This is a genomic window from Spirosoma sp. 48-14 (genome assembly GCF_001898575.1).
GTDB lineage: Bacteria > Bacteroidota > Bacteroidia > Cytophagales > Spirosomataceae > Spirosoma.
Genome location: NZ_MKUD01000020.1, coordinates 96,862 through 113,095, shown reverse-complemented (window position 1 = coordinate 113,095; position 16,234 = coordinate 96,862). Strand labels below are relative to the sequence as shown.

At 45.3% G+C, this 16,234-nt stretch carries 12 protein-coding genes; 6 read left to right on the top strand and 6 right to left on the bottom strand.

All coding sequences use genetic code 11. The features are described from left to right. Positions 1-18 precede the first annotated feature (18 nt). Together BGO59_RS12670 and mutY are read right to left on the bottom strand one after the other, a co-directional pair. A complete protein-coding gene (locus BGO59_RS12670; RefSeq protein WP_293683988.1) occupies positions 19-543 on the bottom strand; it encodes a single-stranded DNA-binding protein in 525 nt (174 codons plus the stop codon). Between the two features lie 75 nt (positions 544-618). Continuing rightward, a complete protein-coding gene (gene mutY / locus BGO59_RS12665) occupies positions 619-1,737 on the bottom strand; it encodes an A/G-specific adenine glycosylase (protein WP_293683987.1) in 1,119 nt (372 codons plus the stop codon). A 140-nt stretch (positions 1,738-1,877) separates the two neighbouring features. Between mutY and BGO59_RS12660 the strand changes: the two genes are divergently transcribed. The 3 genes from BGO59_RS12660 (at position 1,878) to BGO59_RS12650 (ending at position 5,097) form a co-directional block, all read left to right on the top strand. After that, positions 1,878-2,180: an HU family DNA-binding protein gene (locus tag BGO59_RS12660; protein ID WP_080059271.1), complete on the top strand. Its 303-nt coding sequence runs from the start codon at positions 1,878-1,880 to the stop codon at positions 2,178-2,180. Positions 2,181-2,250: 70 nt separating this feature from the next. Further along, complete coding sequence (locus tag BGO59_RS12655; protein ID WP_293684018.1) at positions 2,251-3,102, top strand: tetratricopeptide repeat protein; 852 nt, start codon at positions 2,251-2,253, stop codon at positions 3,100-3,102. Positions 3,103-3,534: 432 nt separating this feature from the next. Beyond that, entirely contained in the window at positions 3,535-5,097 is a 1,563-nt protein-coding gene (locus BGO59_RS12650) for an Rne/Rng family ribonuclease (protein WP_293683986.1), read from the top strand. Between the two features lie 100 nt (positions 5,098-5,197). Here BGO59_RS12650 and BGO59_RS12645 read toward each other — a convergent pair whose 3' ends face one another. Further along, entirely contained in the window at positions 5,198-6,310 is a 1,113-nt protein-coding gene (locus BGO59_RS12645; protein WP_293683985.1) for a hypothetical protein, read from the bottom strand. 346 nt (positions 6,311-6,656) lie between these two features. Between BGO59_RS12645 and BGO59_RS12640 the strand changes: the two genes are divergently transcribed. Beyond that, on the top strand, positions 6,657-7,661 hold the full coding sequence (locus BGO59_RS12640; protein WP_293683984.1) for a LytTR family DNA-binding domain-containing protein: 1,005 nt from the start codon (positions 6,657-6,659) through the stop codon (positions 7,659-7,661). Between the two features lie 1,336 nt (positions 7,662-8,997). Here the strand turns inward: BGO59_RS12640 and BGO59_RS12635 are convergent. Next, positions 8,998-9,693, bottom strand: a complete 696-nt coding sequence (locus BGO59_RS12635; RefSeq protein ID WP_293683983.1) for a response regulator transcription factor — start codon at positions 9,691-9,693, stop codon at positions 8,998-9,000. A 317-nt stretch (positions 9,694-10,010) separates the two neighbouring features. Here BGO59_RS12635 and BGO59_RS12630 point away from each other — a divergent pair, with 317 nt between their 5' ends. Then, positions 10,011-10,406, top strand: coding sequence for a hypothetical protein (locus tag BGO59_RS12630; RefSeq protein ID WP_293683982.1), 396 nt, complete (start codon positions 10,011-10,013; stop codon positions 10,404-10,406). Positions 10,407-10,483: 77 nt separating this feature from the next. On the opposite strand, the gene dnaG is transcribed toward BGO59_RS12630, so the two are convergent. Continuing rightward, complete coding sequence (dnaG, locus tag BGO59_RS12625) at positions 10,484-12,562, bottom strand: DNA primase (RefSeq protein WP_293683981.1); 2,079 nt, start codon at positions 12,560-12,562, stop codon at positions 10,484-10,486. A 178-nt stretch (positions 12,563-12,740) separates the two neighbouring features. On the opposite strand from dnaG, the gene BGO59_RS12620 reads away from it, so the two are divergent. Continuing rightward, positions 12,741-14,006 (top strand): vanadium-dependent haloperoxidase, encoded by a 1,266-nt coding sequence (locus BGO59_RS12620; protein ID WP_365981705.1) that lies wholly within the window; start codon positions 12,741-12,743, stop codon positions 14,004-14,006. Between the two features lie 231 nt (positions 14,007-14,237). On the opposite strand, the gene BGO59_RS12615 is transcribed toward BGO59_RS12620, so the two are convergent. Then, complete coding sequence (locus BGO59_RS12615; protein ID WP_293683980.1) at positions 14,238-16,130, bottom strand: amidophosphoribosyltransferase; 1,893 nt, start codon at positions 16,128-16,130, stop codon at positions 14,238-14,240. Positions 16,131-16,234: the final 104 nt, after the last annotated feature.

The following is a 16,234-nucleotide window of genomic DNA, read 5'->3' as shown; positions in this document are numbered from 1 at the left end:
AGAGCGTCTGTGCGATGATTAGAAAGGAAGGTCATCATCACCACTGTTGCTCTCAAAAGGCACAGGCTCCGGCTCTCGTCGGCGGTCTGGTGTTCCGGTGGGCTGCTGACGGGGCGCTGGCGCAGCCTGCGGGCGAGGGGCATTCGTGGACTGAGCTGGTGCGGCCTGTTGACGGGGCGCTTCATAAGGCACTTCATCCGGCCGATCACTATTAGGGCTACCCAGCAACTGCATGGTATTGGCCCGAACACGCAGCGATGTCCGTTCTTTTCCTTCTTTGTCCGTCCAGGCTTCTGTTCGCAGCCGCCCTTCTACATAAACTGAATTTCCTTTCTTTAAATATTTTTCAGCCACTTTGGCCTGTTCATTCCATAATTCAATCCGAAACCACTCTGTCTGCTCTACTTTTTCCCCATTTCGGTTGGTGAATTTCTCGGTAGTGGCGACGTTGAAGGTAGCTACCACGGCTCCGCCATCCAGGTACCGCACTTCAGGATCGGCACCCAGGTTACCGATTATTATCATCTTATTAAGACTGGCCATGCTGTTTGTATTGTTGGTGTTACGAATTAACTTATGTGGCGTTAAAGAAGATTAAAGATACCCAATTATACCGACTTATCCAAACAGATCTTTCAAATAGTTTGTAATCAATACAGGCTTAGGCAGTATACTTACCTGTTCCTCATTAAACCAGTGTAAATCATTGGTTAAAAGGGAAATAGCATCTTCTGGCAAATCAATCAGGTAAAACTGGGCACGTATTCGCTGATGCGACAATAATTGTGTGACCTCACTGGGTGAACCAATCAAAGTTCCTTTCCTTACAGCGGCAAGGATTGGTTCAGGTAACGACAATTGTAACCAGAAAGATTCCAGATCATCCGCTAAAATACTTAGAGAAAGCGATTCGCTGGTTTCGCATAGGTAAAAGTCATAGAGATTCTGCCAAACGTCGCGAGCCGTTCGCTCCCGCATGGCAAGTTGCCCATTGTGCCGAAAAACCAGGTACGAAAAGAATCGTTCCCGCACAGGTGCTTTCTTCGCTTTTACCGGCAACAGATGTTGACGACCTGTCTGATAGGCTATACAGCTCTGCTGGAGCGGACAAAGCAAGCAATCCGGCGCTATGGGGGTACAATGAATAGCACCAAACTCCATAATAGCCTGATTATAAGTAGCCGGATCAGTAGCCGACTGAATCAGTCGGTTAGCCAACGTGGCAAATGTTTTTTTAGCTACCGTTGTTGTAATATCATCGGCAATGCCAAATACACGAGCCAACACCCGATATACATTCCCATCTACCACTGGCACCCGCTCGCCAAACGCAAAGGAGGCTACAGCGGCTGCCGTATAAACGCCTATACCCTTCATTTTCAGAAGCTCGTGATAAGTAGACGGAAACTTTCCATTCAATTGAAGAGTTACATAACGAGCAGTCTGATGCAAGTTGCGGGCACGGGAATAATAACCTAGGCCCTGCCAGAGCCGAAGCAGTTCACGCTCGTCGGCCCGAGCCATATCAGCTATCGTTGGATAAGCTTCTACAAAGCGTTCGTAGTAGGGTTTTCCCTGTGCAACGCGGGTTTGCTGAAGGATTATTTCCGATAACCAGATACGATACGGATCACGGGTGTGCCGCCACGGCAGGTCACGTTTATGAACCTCATACCACCTCTCCAATACGGGCGCGAAGGTGACTTCGGTTTTGTTAATGTCTGATTGCCAATCCAAAATAAAACAGAAAAATAGAACGTTAGGAGGAAAAATGGAAGACCGGACTTTTTAAATTTAGAGGAAAGCCCTACCTTTGTGCTCCCATTTTTGAGACCCGAATTTTCAACAACACAGAAAACGTTAAAGTTTAAGAAGTCGTGACGAAAGCAGATGTAATTGCCGAGATCGCCGATAAGACTGGCATTGATAAGGCAGAAGTAACAAACACATTGGAAACCTTCTTTTCAGTAGTTAAGGACTCATTGGCCGAGGGAGAGAACATTTATGTAAGAGGGTTCGGCAGCTTCATCAATAAGAAGCGCGCTAAGAAGGTAGCCCGGAATATCTCGAAAAATACCGCTATGGTAATTGATGAGCACTTTATTCCTAGCTTCAAACCTGCCAAGGTTTTTGTTGAACAAGTAAAAACCAGCGAGAAAGCTAAAGTAACCGCTGAGTAATCGACGTAGCTCCGACGGCAGAAGGGCTGGCTAAGCCAGTACAGACATTTGCCCGTGACGACCATCCATGATGAATAAATCCGTGCTGCTTGTTATCGTATTGGCTTCGGCCCTCACGGTAGGATTGTACTCCTTACCGAAGGTTGTCGTACGAAATGATAACAAGCAGCTTGGTGGTCGTGCCATGCAGGCTCCTGCTACCAATCCGTCGAAGACCGAATCACGTACGGCATCGGGTAATGGTGCATCTGTACATGAAAAACCATTATCGACCGAGCAGCAAAAACGGCTAACTACGCTGGAGACAGAATTTACCAAAGCTAATTCTACCCAGAAAGAAGCTATTGCCGAAAAACTGATTACCCTTTTGCATGAAGTTACCCGCTACGATAGTGCGGCCTATTATGCTGAAGAACTGGTCAAATCAGTGCCTAATGAGCGTAATCTGCTACGAGCTGGCGATGCGTTTTTCGAAGCCTACAGTTTTGCCGTTGATGAAAAGAAAACAGCGCTTCTGGGGCAGAAAACCCGTGAGTATTACGGGCAGGCACTCGCCAAAAACCCAAATTTACTGTCGGCAAAAGCGAATATGGCTATGACTTATGTCAATACCGACACCCCCATGCAGGGGATTATGCTACTGCGGGAGGTTATCAAACAGGACCCAACGAATGAACTGGCTCTGTTTAATTTAGGTTTACTGGCCATGCGGTCGAATCAGTATGAGCGGGCCATTGAACGGTTCCGACAAATTCTGGCTACAAATCCAGCCAGTCGGAAAGCGCAGTTTTATTTAGGTGTAAGTTTAGCCGAAGCGGGTCAGAAGGCTGAAGCCAGACAAGTTCTGGCGCAAGTGAAGAAGCAGGAGAAAGACCCGCAGATTCTGGCGGCTGTTCAGGAATATGAGGAACGGCTAAAATAAAGAATGTACAATGAACAGTGTAAATGGATCAGGATACATACTCCCGATCAACACATTCTACATTATTCATTTTTCATTATACATTGATTTTAAGGGCTAAACCGAGTGGTTTGGCCGACACGAATTTTCAACCATTAAAAACATTTATCGATTATGCCTTGCGGTAAGAAACGGAAACGGCACAAGATTGCTACTCACAAACGGAAGAAGCGGCTTAGAAAGAATCGGCATAAGAAAAAATAGGTTATAGTTTACGGTTTACGGTTTACAGTCTACGGTTGGCTGACGCTATAATCTATAGTCGCATTGGCCAACCGTAACCGGTAAACCGTAAACATAAAACTTATTTTATAGAAGCCTCGGCCGGTCTGTAAAGCCCGAACGTGGCTTCTATTTTTTTACTCAGCCATTTTCTAACCGTGTATTCATCTTGTGAGTAATGAATTAGTTATCAGTTCTACTCAGAAAGGTGATCGGATTGCGCTCTTGCAAAACAAGAGACTGCTGGAGTATCACGAAGAAGAGTTAGACAGCAGCTTCACCGTTGGCGATCTTTACTTAGGAACAGTCAAGAAATTATCTTCCGGTCTCAACGCGGCCTTTGTCGACGTTGGTCACGAAAAAGATGGTTTCCTGCACTATCAGGATCTGGGGCCGAATGTTAATTCGCTCAACAAACTGGTCAAAGATGTAATCGCCAAGCGCGTCACAACCGGGCGGCTCAGTGGTATGAAGCTTGAGCCACCTATCGAGAAAATTGGGAAAATCGATAAGGTACTGACGAAAAACGCTCCCATCCTGGTTCAGGTAGTTAAAGAACCTATCTCAACCAAAGGTCCACGCCTTTCCTGCGATATCTCAATTGCTGGCCGCTATTTAGTGCTGGTGCCATTCTCAGATGGCGTAAACCTTTCCAAAAAGATTACCGACCGTGCCGAACGGTCGCGGCTGATGCGGCTCATGTCGTCATTAAAACCGCAAAATTTCGGCGTTATTGTTCGAACGGTAGCTCAGGACAAAGACGTAGAGGAACTTGACCGCGACCTACAGAACTCATTAGCCAAGTGGGATCAGGCCATTAAGTCACTGAGCGAAGCTAAACCGCGCGATCGGGTTCTGGGCGAAATGAACCGGGCTTCGTCGATTCTGCGGGATATGCTCAACGAATCGTTCGAAAGTATTACTGTCGATACGCGTGAATCGTACGACGAAATCAGAGACTATATTCACACCATAGCTCCCGAGAAAGAAAAAATCGTTAAGCTCTATACAGGCAAAACGAAAATTTTTGAGGCATTAGGATTGGAAAAACAGCTTAAATCGCTGTTTGGCCGATCGGTGAGCTTGCCAGGTGGTGGCTACCTGATTATTGAGCATACCGAAGCGCTCCACGTGATTGATGTTAACAGCGGCAACAAGTCGAACTCCGAAGAAGACCAGGAGGCCACCGCTATTAGTGTGAATCGGGAGGCAGCCAAGGAAATTGCCCGGCAGCTTCGGCTGCGCGACATGGGTGGCATTATTGTCATTGACTTCATCGACATGAAGAAGGCAGAAAACAAAAAACTTCTGCAGGATATCATGCGCGACGAAATGAAACCCGAGCGCTCGAAGTTTACGATTCTGCCACTTACCAAATTCGGGCTGATGCAGATTACCCGTCAGCGTGTTCGGCCTGAAATGAATATTGTGACGCGGGAAGTGTGCCCAACCTGTGGTGGTACAGGGACCATTCAGGCTAGCGTGTTAGTGACGGATGTAATCGAAAACAATCTCGATTATATTCTGACCAAGCAAAATGAACGGGGCATTTCGATTTCTTTGAACCCACTTTTATATGCTTATTACACTAAGGGTATTTACTCCAAACAAGTGCAATGGTATATGAAATATAAAACATGGGTTAAAGTAATTAAGGACAGTTCGTTAGGAATTGTTAACTTTAAGTTCTTTAACAAGCAGGGAGAAGAAATCGAACTCAGTAATAATGCTTAAAAATGTAGTAAAATTTTACTACGTTTTATCAGAATACCGCCGAGGGATTACCAGACTATCTGGTAATCCCTCGGCGTTTATAGTTGATGGTAGAAGCGACTTAATACAGTACTTCCATTTCCATTAATTCACTAAACATCTCCCGACCTAAGAGTTCCTCAACTGACTCTACCTCAGAAAGATTCAGGAGCAAGTCCCGTAAATCTTCCGTAATCTCATAGGTCTGATACAATCGGCGGTCGAACAGAATAGGGGCCTCTTCCAGATCGCATAGCGTATAGCGGTTTTCATTGAAAGCGACCTGCTTCCGGTAACCCATATACGTCTTCTTCGCTTTTTCTGGTTCTAAAAATAGATGCACATAGTTCCAGCCTTCCCATTGGCCTGGATACTGCTTCAAAAATGGCCAGAACGCATCGTACAATTGTTGCATGGCCTCCTGGCAGTATAGCTCTCGATCACTTTGTGGAATCGGCTTGATCGACTTCAGGCAATGCAGCACATTGGCCATATCGGACCGACGATAGCTGACGACGGGTACGATTGGTACGCCCGCAGCGTGCGACAGGTAACCAACTCCTTTCCGGGTGAGCATCCGACGATGCCCAAAGCGAACAGAAAGAAATTGGGATTCTTCACCGGGTTTAGGACCCGTTTCGGGGCTCCCATCGACGTACACAATCAGCGACCGCCCTGCTTTTAATTCCCGTAGTACCGTAAGCCCAGCCGTAGGACTTCCGGCCTCAACCACCCGAAATACATTGGTAAGGCCATGTTTTTGCCGCAACCCTTCAATGTGCTCGGTCATTCCGTCCCCCTGATTGCGATTCATATTACTGCCAACCAGCAGTACACAATCGACTCCCTTACGAAACAGCACGCTGGTCAGCATCCGGTACGAACCGAGGTGATAGGTGCAGTAAATCCGGGGACTATACTCTTTTTCGAGCAGATGATCTGCTCCACGCAACTTTACCAAATCACCAGCCGTAAGGCACTGCTGATCGAATGAGGTGAACATCTGCTGCAACAGTAGCTCGCGGAACAACGTATCATGTTCCTGACGGGGAATGGCAGGCAGCAGGTTCTCGACATTGGCCGAAAAGGTGGTGTATTTCATCAAATACCCCCGTTCTTTCTCCAGGTCGATCTGCTCGAAGTGGGCGCGACAACGCTCCAACTCCTGCTTGTAAAGTTGACGTGTAGTACGCATTATGGTAAGAAATTAAAGCGAGAAAACGGGCTTGGAAAGGCGGTGGAAATCAAATGTTACGTTTTCGCAGCATCCACCAGCAGCAAGTATTCTATTCGATAATGTGTTAGACTCAGGCTGATTAACAGATTTAACAACAGTTTTGAGGATCTGGACAGGCTTGATTGCGAATTGTTTTTTCATGGCGATTTGTATCTTGTATAATTGATAAGCAGTTGCTTGTTTTTGATGATACAAAGCTACCAGCTCAATCAAAGGGCATCCATCGCTAAAAAGTCACAATTACGAGTTGCAATTAGTTAAATATTACCACTATATTAGTACGAGTTTTGATTAAGGCGACAGCATGAAGGAAATTCGACTGACCCGGAACTTCCTAAGTAAACCGGTAAATAGCCTATTTATAATGCTTAGCATTGTAATAGTTTATGAGGCTGTTTCTTGGTCGATTGGCTATAGAATAAAAATTCAGCATGTCGCTAATGAAGGTGGCGTATTACCTTATATCAGCAAGTTTTTTCGAAGCATCATTATTCCAGAATCAATAACTGTATATATTACGTTCTCTTTAATAAACTTCTATCATCGAGTTAGAAATATCTCTACAATCGAAAATTCATGGCGTTCGATTGGCCGTTACGAATTAAAATTTCTTCCGGTTTTCTTGATAGCTTTTTTATTTTTTAATCCTATTACACAGACTGTTCGATTCTTTTTAGAACAATATCAAGGTTATACCCTCAATGAATATATAAATGGCTACATTTTATATACTTTCACATGGTTGATGTATTTCAAATACCTCTTCCCTGTACTACTTATAGGATACTTAGCGCTAAACATTTCGTTACTTAAAGACTACCTAAATCAACGGAAAGAAGCTCAGGAGAAAGCAGAAGCCGATGCAGCAGAAGCCGCTCAGAAGTACTTGGAGCTATCCGAAACGTTCTTACCAAAACCTACTATACCTTCAAAATACCTAAGCTATCTCAAAGGCAAGAGTAATTTGGGAGAATTCGATTTCCCTGTCAACGAAGCATATTACTTCACGGTGGAAGAACGCGCTTACTATGCCGAAACGATCAAAGAACGGTATATGGTCAATAAGACCATTAATGAATTGGAAGCGGAATTGGATCCTTCCCAGTTTTTCCGTATCAAACGCGATTATATTGTGAACCGACAAGCCGTTTTGCACTACTCCTATTGGGAAAACGGCAAATACATTGTTACACTGAATAACCCAGGCCATCACGAAATCATCGTGCCGCGTGTACGCATGCAGGAGTTCCGTGAGTGGCTGCAAGGCCGGGATTCAGCCGGTAAACCTGAACCTGCAAACGCTTTATAAGGCAGTTTCTCTTCACAATCACCTCTACAACCCAGCCTTTAATTTTGGTATATCGCTTTTGTCATGCCGACGAAGGAAGCATCTTAAATGCGTCTTAACTGATAAGACGAAACTACGTAAGCTTCACTCCTCAAGCCTGACACCAGCCACATCCACCTATCACTGCATATACTACTTCGGCTCCCCTGAACAAAGATTAGTAGTCCGTTTAATAAACAAAATACCTATCGCCTGAAATCACTCATTTCGTGCGCGAAATCAACTATATAGTAAGTATATGTAAGCTTTCCTGGTCAGACACCTGTTTAAGCATCAAAATCTGATTATTTATCCAGACACGAAGCAACTTTAGGGACTCGTCCCCTCTTACTCACCGGTTTTGTATCCTATTCAGCATTAGTTCAGCCTTTCGCGTCTTTTTTTAGTGATTTCGTCCAGTGAAATGGTGATTTTACACATCTCAGGTTTGTTTCTGGGTCAATACATACTACTTTCAACATTCAACACCAATCTCCCTTATTGTATATACGCCTTACTGTAAATTCTGAAGGGACCAACTAGGACTAGCAATACTAATTTTACCTCTCTCATTTCAATACGGTACGATGATTGAGTAAATAAAAGCTCCAAGCCTATTATCGTGCATTAGCCAACAATAAAAAGTATCACCATAGTAGCTAAGGGACAAACACTTAAGTCGCTGAACAATCGCCTTTGTCTTGTTTAAGCGAGATAAAAGCAGAAGCTAAAAAGCCTATTAACTTTAGAAATTGGCATTGGATATTTATAATTGCTATAAGATATAGATCAGTGACAGACATTAAATAGAAACAAAATCCATCATGATCTGGATAATTATCACACAAAACTCAACAGATTCAGATAGGAATTGGGGGTATTGTAGTGGGGACTGATAGCACTTGTAAAACTTAGGCTATTTTCAATCATTGGTTCTCATGTGCAAGTATATAGAAGCAAATAGGTACATTGTAAAAACAATCTATTCAGAGTAATACATCATATTTAGTTATTATGAAGCTGGGATTAGTAATAATTGGTGTAATTGGAATCCTTTACTTTACATATAAGGCAGGTTTTATTGGAAGTACCAATACAACTGACAGGAGAACGTTAATACTAATTAGTATGATAGGGTTATACTTTATGATAAATACGTATTGAGTCATAGAAATGATGATCAGTAAATAAAACCTCCTTACTTCACAATACCCAAAAAATCAAGACATAGTAATTCCACGCACGAGGATGCAGGAGCTTCGTGAGTGGGTGCAGAAAGAAAATAAAGAATTACTTGAAGTAAGCTAACCTATCTAACTCATAGATAGTTCTTTACAGAGATACCATAGCGGGGTAATTCCCGGCAGCTTTTCAGGTTTAGCTTCCGGGCAATATGCGCTTTGTGGTTTACTGCTGTCCGATAGCTAATATTTAATCGTTCAGCAATATCAGCGCAGGTATCCCCACTCGCAATCATACGTAATACTTCCCGTTCTCTATCAGTCAGCCGATTGAGTTCTTCGCGTGTGTCGTCGGAAATGACATTAACGCCGAAATTCCGCAACAAGTCCATAAAACCGTTGCTGTAGTAGCAACCACCATTACTTACCGTCTGGAAGCAGCGATAGAGTTCATCAAGCCCGTCGGAAGCGTAAAGGAAGCCAAAAAAGCCCTTTTGCATAGCATATGCGATGGTACGCAGATCAGGCTTACGGGTGTATAGAATAAATCGGGTCTGCTGATTGGCACTTCGAGTTTGCTCTACGATATCCAGACTGCCCTGTCCTGAAATTTCTGATTCGACAATAACGCATTTAGGGCGTTTGACCCGAATCTGCTGTAGGGTATCTTCCATCTCGACCGCCCGGCCGACGACATTATACCCCTGCTCCCGTAAAAGCTGACTCAATACCTCGCAGTTGAATAACTCCGATTGAGCGACGAGAATCGAAAAGTCTCGCCTGCGAATAGCAAAGTTTTTAGTGCCCTCCTGGACACCAGTTGATTGGTTCATGATCGATTACATATATGGGTGCATGAAGGTAACACCAATTCTTCAATAATGGTAACACCATATAAACTAAATACTCCATTTTCAGACAAAAGTGTCCACTAAAGCTTAATTGTTAACAGTGATTTCACGCATAGCCTACCGTGACTTCAGACGGCTTTAGGCGTTATTTCACGCGAAATCCAGGGTGATTTCGCACTTTATGGGTGATTTCATACTCAAAATGGGTGATTTCACGCATGACCATTTGCTTACAGCAAGGGAACAGACATACTTTTGATTCAGTCAATCGCACAAACAGAAATTCTCAAGCAAGGGTGATGAATCAGGAGGAAGCAACAAAATTTTTCGGCTACGAAGCGTCGGCTGAGGAAATTCAGAAACTGGTTATGGAATGGGCAAGCGCAACGGATGCTTTCCATCGTCGTTATGCTAAGTTGAACCAGGTCATTCATTCATTACAGGCTTCGTCCTCTCGTCAATCGACAGTGAGCCGAACCCGCTTGCGGAAGTTAATCGAACTGCGTGAACAAATGAGCGACGTACTCATGACCCTGTTGTTCGATATGGCTCCCATGTCAAAGTCAGGCCGCTCGGCGCTTCCTTCCAAGCCCGGCCAACTGCATACTCATGCAAATCTTTTGCGTGAATTAAACCGTAAAATCGACGCCGAGCTAGTCGGCGTAATTGGCGCCATGACGGTCGCCCAGGCATAGCGTTCACCCTCTCCTAATGATAAAGGTAAGCCCTGGTTATAACTTTATAGCCAGGGCTTTTTACGTGGTAGTACCGCTTAACCGGAAATTACGGTCCCCAATAGCCCTGAAATTTGCATATCAATGCGCTTGTAGTGCATGAACTCCAGTAGAATCTGATCCGCTTCTTCGGGTGATTTATTACGAGATTCTCGCATTAACTGTTGTAGTTCGCCCATTCGCTTCTCAGCCATCATTTTCTTGATTCGAAGAATATTCCGATAGGCAGCGTCGGCTAGAATGCTTATTTCCTCCTCCGAAGGCACGAAAATCTCATGTTTTAACCACCCCTCACTAATCTCATACCGAGGGGTCGTTAGGTGAATAGCTCGGTTTTGCAAGTCCGTTTCATCCGTTATCTTACGATTAAGGAAATCATTGGCTGTTAAGATCTCGCCCCTGCTATAGGCTTCCCGAAACAGTGCCAGCATGACGTTGTAAGGGGCTGTCTGAAACTCTATTTCGTGCAGTTCATCAAGCACATACTGGCACAGTGAAATGCCAGGCTCCAATTCGCGAGCTCCATAGTTCATCAACAATCGAATACATTCCTCCTCCTGATAGGATATAGGCGTCCTGACAGCTTTTGAAAGATTAGCCGATGATTGCACTGGCGGGGCTGTATCCCCAAAGCCAGCCATTTCTGGAGCTTCTTCACTAAAGCCATCCAGGAGCGCATTGATGTCGTCCAGTGAAGGCTCACCAGCTGTTAAAGTATTACTTGAATTAGCAGAGGTCTTATTAGGAGAACTACGTTGCTGTTGTCGTTCGTAGTCCTTCTTATGCTGATCCTGCTGCTTTCTCAGTAATCGGTTTATTTCGGAAATAACCGATTGTTCACTCACATGAAAGACTTGGGCTACTCGCTGCGAAAGTGTCTGCCGTTTGAGTGGATCCGGAATTTTTGTAATACTTGCACATACATCTGAAATACCTTCGGCTCGTTTCAGCGGATTGTCACCTGCTTCCGTTAGCCAACGACTCGCTTTAAAATCAATAAAATCCTGCGAGTGGGTTTGAATGTATGACTTGAACGCTTCGGCTCCGACTTTATGCACATAGCTATCCGGGTCTTCGCCATCGGGCAATAGCAGGAGTCTGAGATTTAGCCCTTCTTCCAGCACCATATCAAGACCACGCAGAGCCGCTTTGATACCGGCCGCATCTCCATCATACAGAATGGTAACGTTTGGTGTAAAGCGGGAAATCAGCCGGATTTGCTCCGTGGTTAGCGACGTTCCTGAGGAAGCAACTACGTTTTTGATTCCAGCCTGATGCAGCGAAATCACGTCCGTGTACCCTTCGGTCAGGTAACAGACATCCTCCTGCCGGATGGTTTGTTTAGCCTGATAGATCCCATACAAGACCTGACTTTTATGATAAACAGTCGTTTCGGGCGAGTTGAGGTATTTGGGTTGATTCTTATCCGTTTTCAGGATTCGGGCTCCAAACGCAATGACACGCCCTGATACATTATGGATCGGAAACATGACCCTTCCCCGAAAACGGTCAAATATTTTACGGTCTTTACCCTCGGCTCCTTCTTTACTTAAAACAAGACCAGCCTTTTCCAGTAACTCCACACTATATCCTCGTCGCTGGCCTTCCTTCAACAGCACATCCCACTGATCGAGTGTGTAGCCCAACTCAAACGCTTCGATAGTGGGGTTTGAAAAACCGCGCTCACGAAAATAACTGAGCCCTATACTCTTCCCTTCATCGGAGTTGAGCAGTGTTTCCTGAAAAAACGTTTTGGCAAAATTGAGGACGATCAGTAGGCTTTCACGCTCATTCTGGCGCAGTAAGTCCTCGGGCGTTTGCTCCTGCTCTTCGATTTCAACGCCATACTTTTTAGCCAGATAACGAAGGGCCTCACCATAGCCAATATTTTCAATGTCCATTACAAACCGAACCGCATCGCCAGCCTTTCCACAACCAAAGCATTTGTAGATCTGTCGACTGGGGTTCACGTTGAACGACGGCGTTTTCTCATTATGAAAAGGGCAGCAGGCAATATAATTGCTACCGCGCTTCTTCAGCGAAACAAAGTCGTTGATTACTTCCAGAATATCGGCAGACTGGCGAATTCGTTCTACTGTTTCTTCAGGAATGCGCATTGAGTAGGCTTGGTTTAATCAGTATATCAAATGTACAACGAAACTGGAGTTCGTTCACTTTCGACTTCTAAATACTATCCCCTTGATCAGCAGGTAAGTTTGGCAGTGTTTTTGTAAGTGTCCTGATTGACAATTAAATGACTAGTTAATGTAAGGACACCTTTACTCCGTCAATCCCATGAACACAGGTCTCCGTTCGAAACGTTACCACTCTTCAACCCGATCGATCAACCATAGCTACCAAAATATTTTAGCAGTAGTACTGTTAGTCGCTTTATTGCAGGCCTGCCGGAAACAACCTACCGACGACGTACAACCAACAATAGGAGCGGGAAAACCTGCAACCGAATATAAAAACGATGTCGCCACTGCCTGGGCTGCTTTGCAGTTGAAATTAACCAAAACAACGGCTGGCTTTACGCCCCCCGTTGCTTCACGCGCATACGGCTATGCTGGCGTTACCATGTATGAAGCGGTCGTACCGGGTATTGCCAACCGAAAATCGTTGGTAGGCCAACTCCAGGGGTTGACAGCACTACCACAAGTTGAGTCAGGCAAAACCTACAACTGGGCCTTAAGTGCCAATGCGGCCGAAGCGGCCATCCTACGCAGCCTATACCCTACCACAAGTGCCGCCAATAAAGCCTTGATTGATTCCCTGGAAACCGTCAACCTGAATGCCAATAAGGATACAGATGATGCGGTTAATCAACGGTCAATCGAGTTTGGAAAAAAAATTGCCGATGCCATTTTTGACTGGTCGAAAACGGATGGCGGCCATGAAGGATACACACGCAATTTTCCAGCAAGCTATGTAGTGCCGACCGGGCCGGGCCTGTGGCAACCTACCGAAAACGGACAGAAGATACCAATGCAACCCTATTGGGGTCAGGTTCGGACGTTTGTGAAGGCCAACAACGCCTTACCTATGCCCAAACCACTCGCCTACTCGACAGATGTTAAGTCAACTATATTCGGCCAATATCTGGATGTATACAAGAAATCGCAGACCTTAACTCAGACAGAAAAAGAAATAGCTGTCTGGTGGGCCGATAATCCGGCAGAAACCTTTACCCCTCCCGGACATTCGTACAGCATTGCTCGTATCGCTATAACCACGGCGAAAGCAGACTTGGGAAAAGCGGCTGAAACATTTGCCAGAACAGGAATTTCAGTAGCCGATGCTTTTATCTTATGCTGGCGCTGTAAATACACCTATAATAATTTACGGCCCTACACCTACGTACGCCTGACTATCGACCCTAAGTGGGTCCCTTTCTGGCCCGCTCCACCTTTTCCGGGTTATCCATCCGGGCACGCTACGCAATCGTCAGCTTCAGCCACCGTACTGACTGCCCTTTATGGAGATAACTTTGCCTTTACAGATGACTCTCATATAGGCAGAGCGAAAGATGCTCAGCGCAATGTTGAATTTAAAGCCTGATCCTTTAGCTCATTTGTACAAGCTGCTCAAGAGTCTGCCGATTCGCGTTTCTATGGCAATATTCACACGCATCAGGACAACGAAACCGGGCTGACCGAAGGTAAAAAGATTGGTGCCAATGTGAATGCACTGGTTTGGGCTAAGTCCAATAGCTAATAGAAAAAGTTGGGAACAGAAAGGGCTACACTGTTTGTCCTTTCTGTTCCCAACTTTTTATTCGATTTCCTTGTCCTAATAAGCTCTTACCAACTTACCCTCCATAAAGTTAACGAAGGCTTTATTAACAACATTATTTCCACCGGGAGTCGGATAATTACCCGTGAAATACCAATCGCCCGAATGGTTTGGACAGGCTTTGTGCAGGTTTTCAACGGTTTGATACACTACGGCGACCTCGGCTTTTAAATCGTCGGGGGTAACAATCTCCGCCACCTTCTTCGAAATCTCTTCGTGGGTAAACGGATCAAAGATAGCCTTCACATAGTTTTGCTGGGTAGCATTACCCGATTCGATAGCCGCCACACATTGAGCGTATACTTCATCGAGTAAATAGTCCTGACCACGATCCCGGAGGAGTTCAAGCGCTGCCCGGAACGCTATAAATTCCCTAAACTTCGACATATCAATGCCGTAGCAGTCGGGGAACCGAATCTGGGGGGCCGACGACACAATAATGATCTTCTTTGGCCCAAGCCGGTCCAGCATACGCAGAATACTTTTTTCAAGCGTAGTACCACGAACGATCGAGTCATCAACTACAACAACGTTGTCTTTTCCCTTTTTAATAACTTCAAAGGTCGTATCGTACACATGCGCCACCATATCGTCGCGCTGCGAATCGTCGGCAATGAATGTCCGAAGCTTAACATCTTTAGCTACCAGCTTTTCAATTCTTGGCCGGAACGACAGTACCCTGTCTAATTCTTCTTCAAACAGAATACCTTCCATAATCGCTTTTTTACGCTGCTTATAGAGGTATTCTTCCAACCCTTCGACCATGCCAAAGAAGGCGGTTTCGGCCGTATTGGGAATATAGGAGAAGACGGTATTTTCGAGGTCGTAATCGACTTCTTTCAAAATCTGCGGAATCATGAGTTTACCCAGTGCCTTCCGCTCATTGTAGATATCGGGATCAGTAGCTCGCGAGAAATAAATCCGCTCGAAACTGCATGATTTTTTTTCAATAGGCTCTACAAACTGCTGCTCTGCATACTCACCATACTTGTCAATGATGAGTGCATGCCCAGGCTGAACTTCCTTAATGGCATTATAGTCAGCATTAAAAGCCGCTTTGATCGCTGGCTTTTCCGAGGCTACAACAACAATTTCATCGTCGGCGTAATAATAGGCCGGGCGAATACCCGCCGGGTCACGTGCCACAAAAGCAGCCCCGTAGCCAGTCATACCTACCATTGCATAGCCCCCGTCAAAATCACGGCATGACCGATGCAACACACGCTGAAGATCCATATTATCTTCGATAATGTCGGAAAGGTCAGGGTTTTCGTAAATTCCCTTAAACCGATCAAACACGCGCTGGTTCTCTTCATCCAGGAAGTGCCCGATTTTTTCCATTACCGTTACAGTATCGACCTTATCTTTTGGATGCTGGCCCAAGGAAACGAGTTTATCAAATAGCTCGTCTACGTTGGTCATGTTGAAGTTACCCGCTACGACCAGATTCCGGCTCCGCCAGTTGTTTTGACGAAGCATAGGATGGCAGTTCTCGATTTCATTGGCCCCGTGGGTTCCGTAACGCAGGTGCCCCATCCATACCTCACCCGTAAAGGCAATGTTCTCCTGAAGCCATTTGGCATCTTTAGCCTTGTGCTTATTGCCTTTCAGTGCCTTTCTGAACTTTTTGTTCACCTTCTCAAAGATGTCGGTTACAGGGCGCTGATCGACAGAGCGGTATCGGCTGATATAACGGCGACCGGCTGGCACATCAAGTTTGATGTTGGCAATACCGGCTCCATCCTGGCCTCGGTTTACCTGCTTTTCCATTAGCAGATAAAGCTTGTTGGCTGCGTACAGAGGGGTTCCGTACTTGTCGATGTAATATTGATAAGGTTTGCGGAGCCGAATCAGGGCAATTCCGCACTCATGTTTGATGGCGTCGCTCATGAGAGAGAGTGTCGAAGCACGTTGGTTCTCGTCAGTAATGAAGTACTAAAGCAGTAACGGTGCTACATCGACAATGGTTCGACGCAGCACTAAACAAAGGTATA

What these genes read in the sequence shown, in the direction of transcription:
- BGO59_RS12640 (WP_293683984.1), top strand. Translation starts at nt 6,657, where the DNA reads ATGAAGGAAATTCGACTGACCCGGAACTTCCTAAGTAAACCGGTAAAT.
- BGO59_RS12670 (WP_293683988.1), bottom strand. Translation starts at nt 543, where the DNA reads ATGGCCAGTCTTAATAAGATGATAATAATCGGTAACCTGGGTGCCGAT.
- dnaG (WP_293683981.1), bottom strand. Translation starts at nt 12,562, where the DNA reads ATGCGCATTCCTGAAGAAACAGTAGAACGAATTCGCCAGTCTGCCGAT.
- BGO59_RS12645 (WP_293683985.1), bottom strand. Translation starts at nt 6,310, where the DNA reads ATGCGTACTACACGTCAACTTTACAAGCAGGAGTTGGAGCGTTGTCGC.
- BGO59_RS12635 (WP_293683983.1), bottom strand. Translation starts at nt 9,693, where the DNA reads ATGAACCAATCAACTGGTGTCCAGGAGGGCACTAAAAACTTTGCTATT.
- BGO59_RS12615 (WP_293683980.1), bottom strand. Translation starts at nt 16,130, where the DNA reads ATGAGCGACGCCATCAAACATGAGTGCGGAATTGCCCTGATTCGGCTC.
- BGO59_RS12630 (WP_293683982.1), top strand. Translation starts at nt 10,011, where the DNA reads ATGAATCAGGAGGAAGCAACAAAATTTTTCGGCTACGAAGCGTCGGCT.
- BGO59_RS12620 (WP_365981705.1), top strand. Translation starts at nt 12,741, where the DNA reads ATGAACACAGGTCTCCGTTCGAAACGTTACCACTCTTCAACCCGATCG.
- BGO59_RS12655 (WP_293684018.1), top strand. Translation starts at nt 2,251, where the DNA reads ATGAATAAATCCGTGCTGCTTGTTATCGTATTGGCTTCGGCCCTCACG.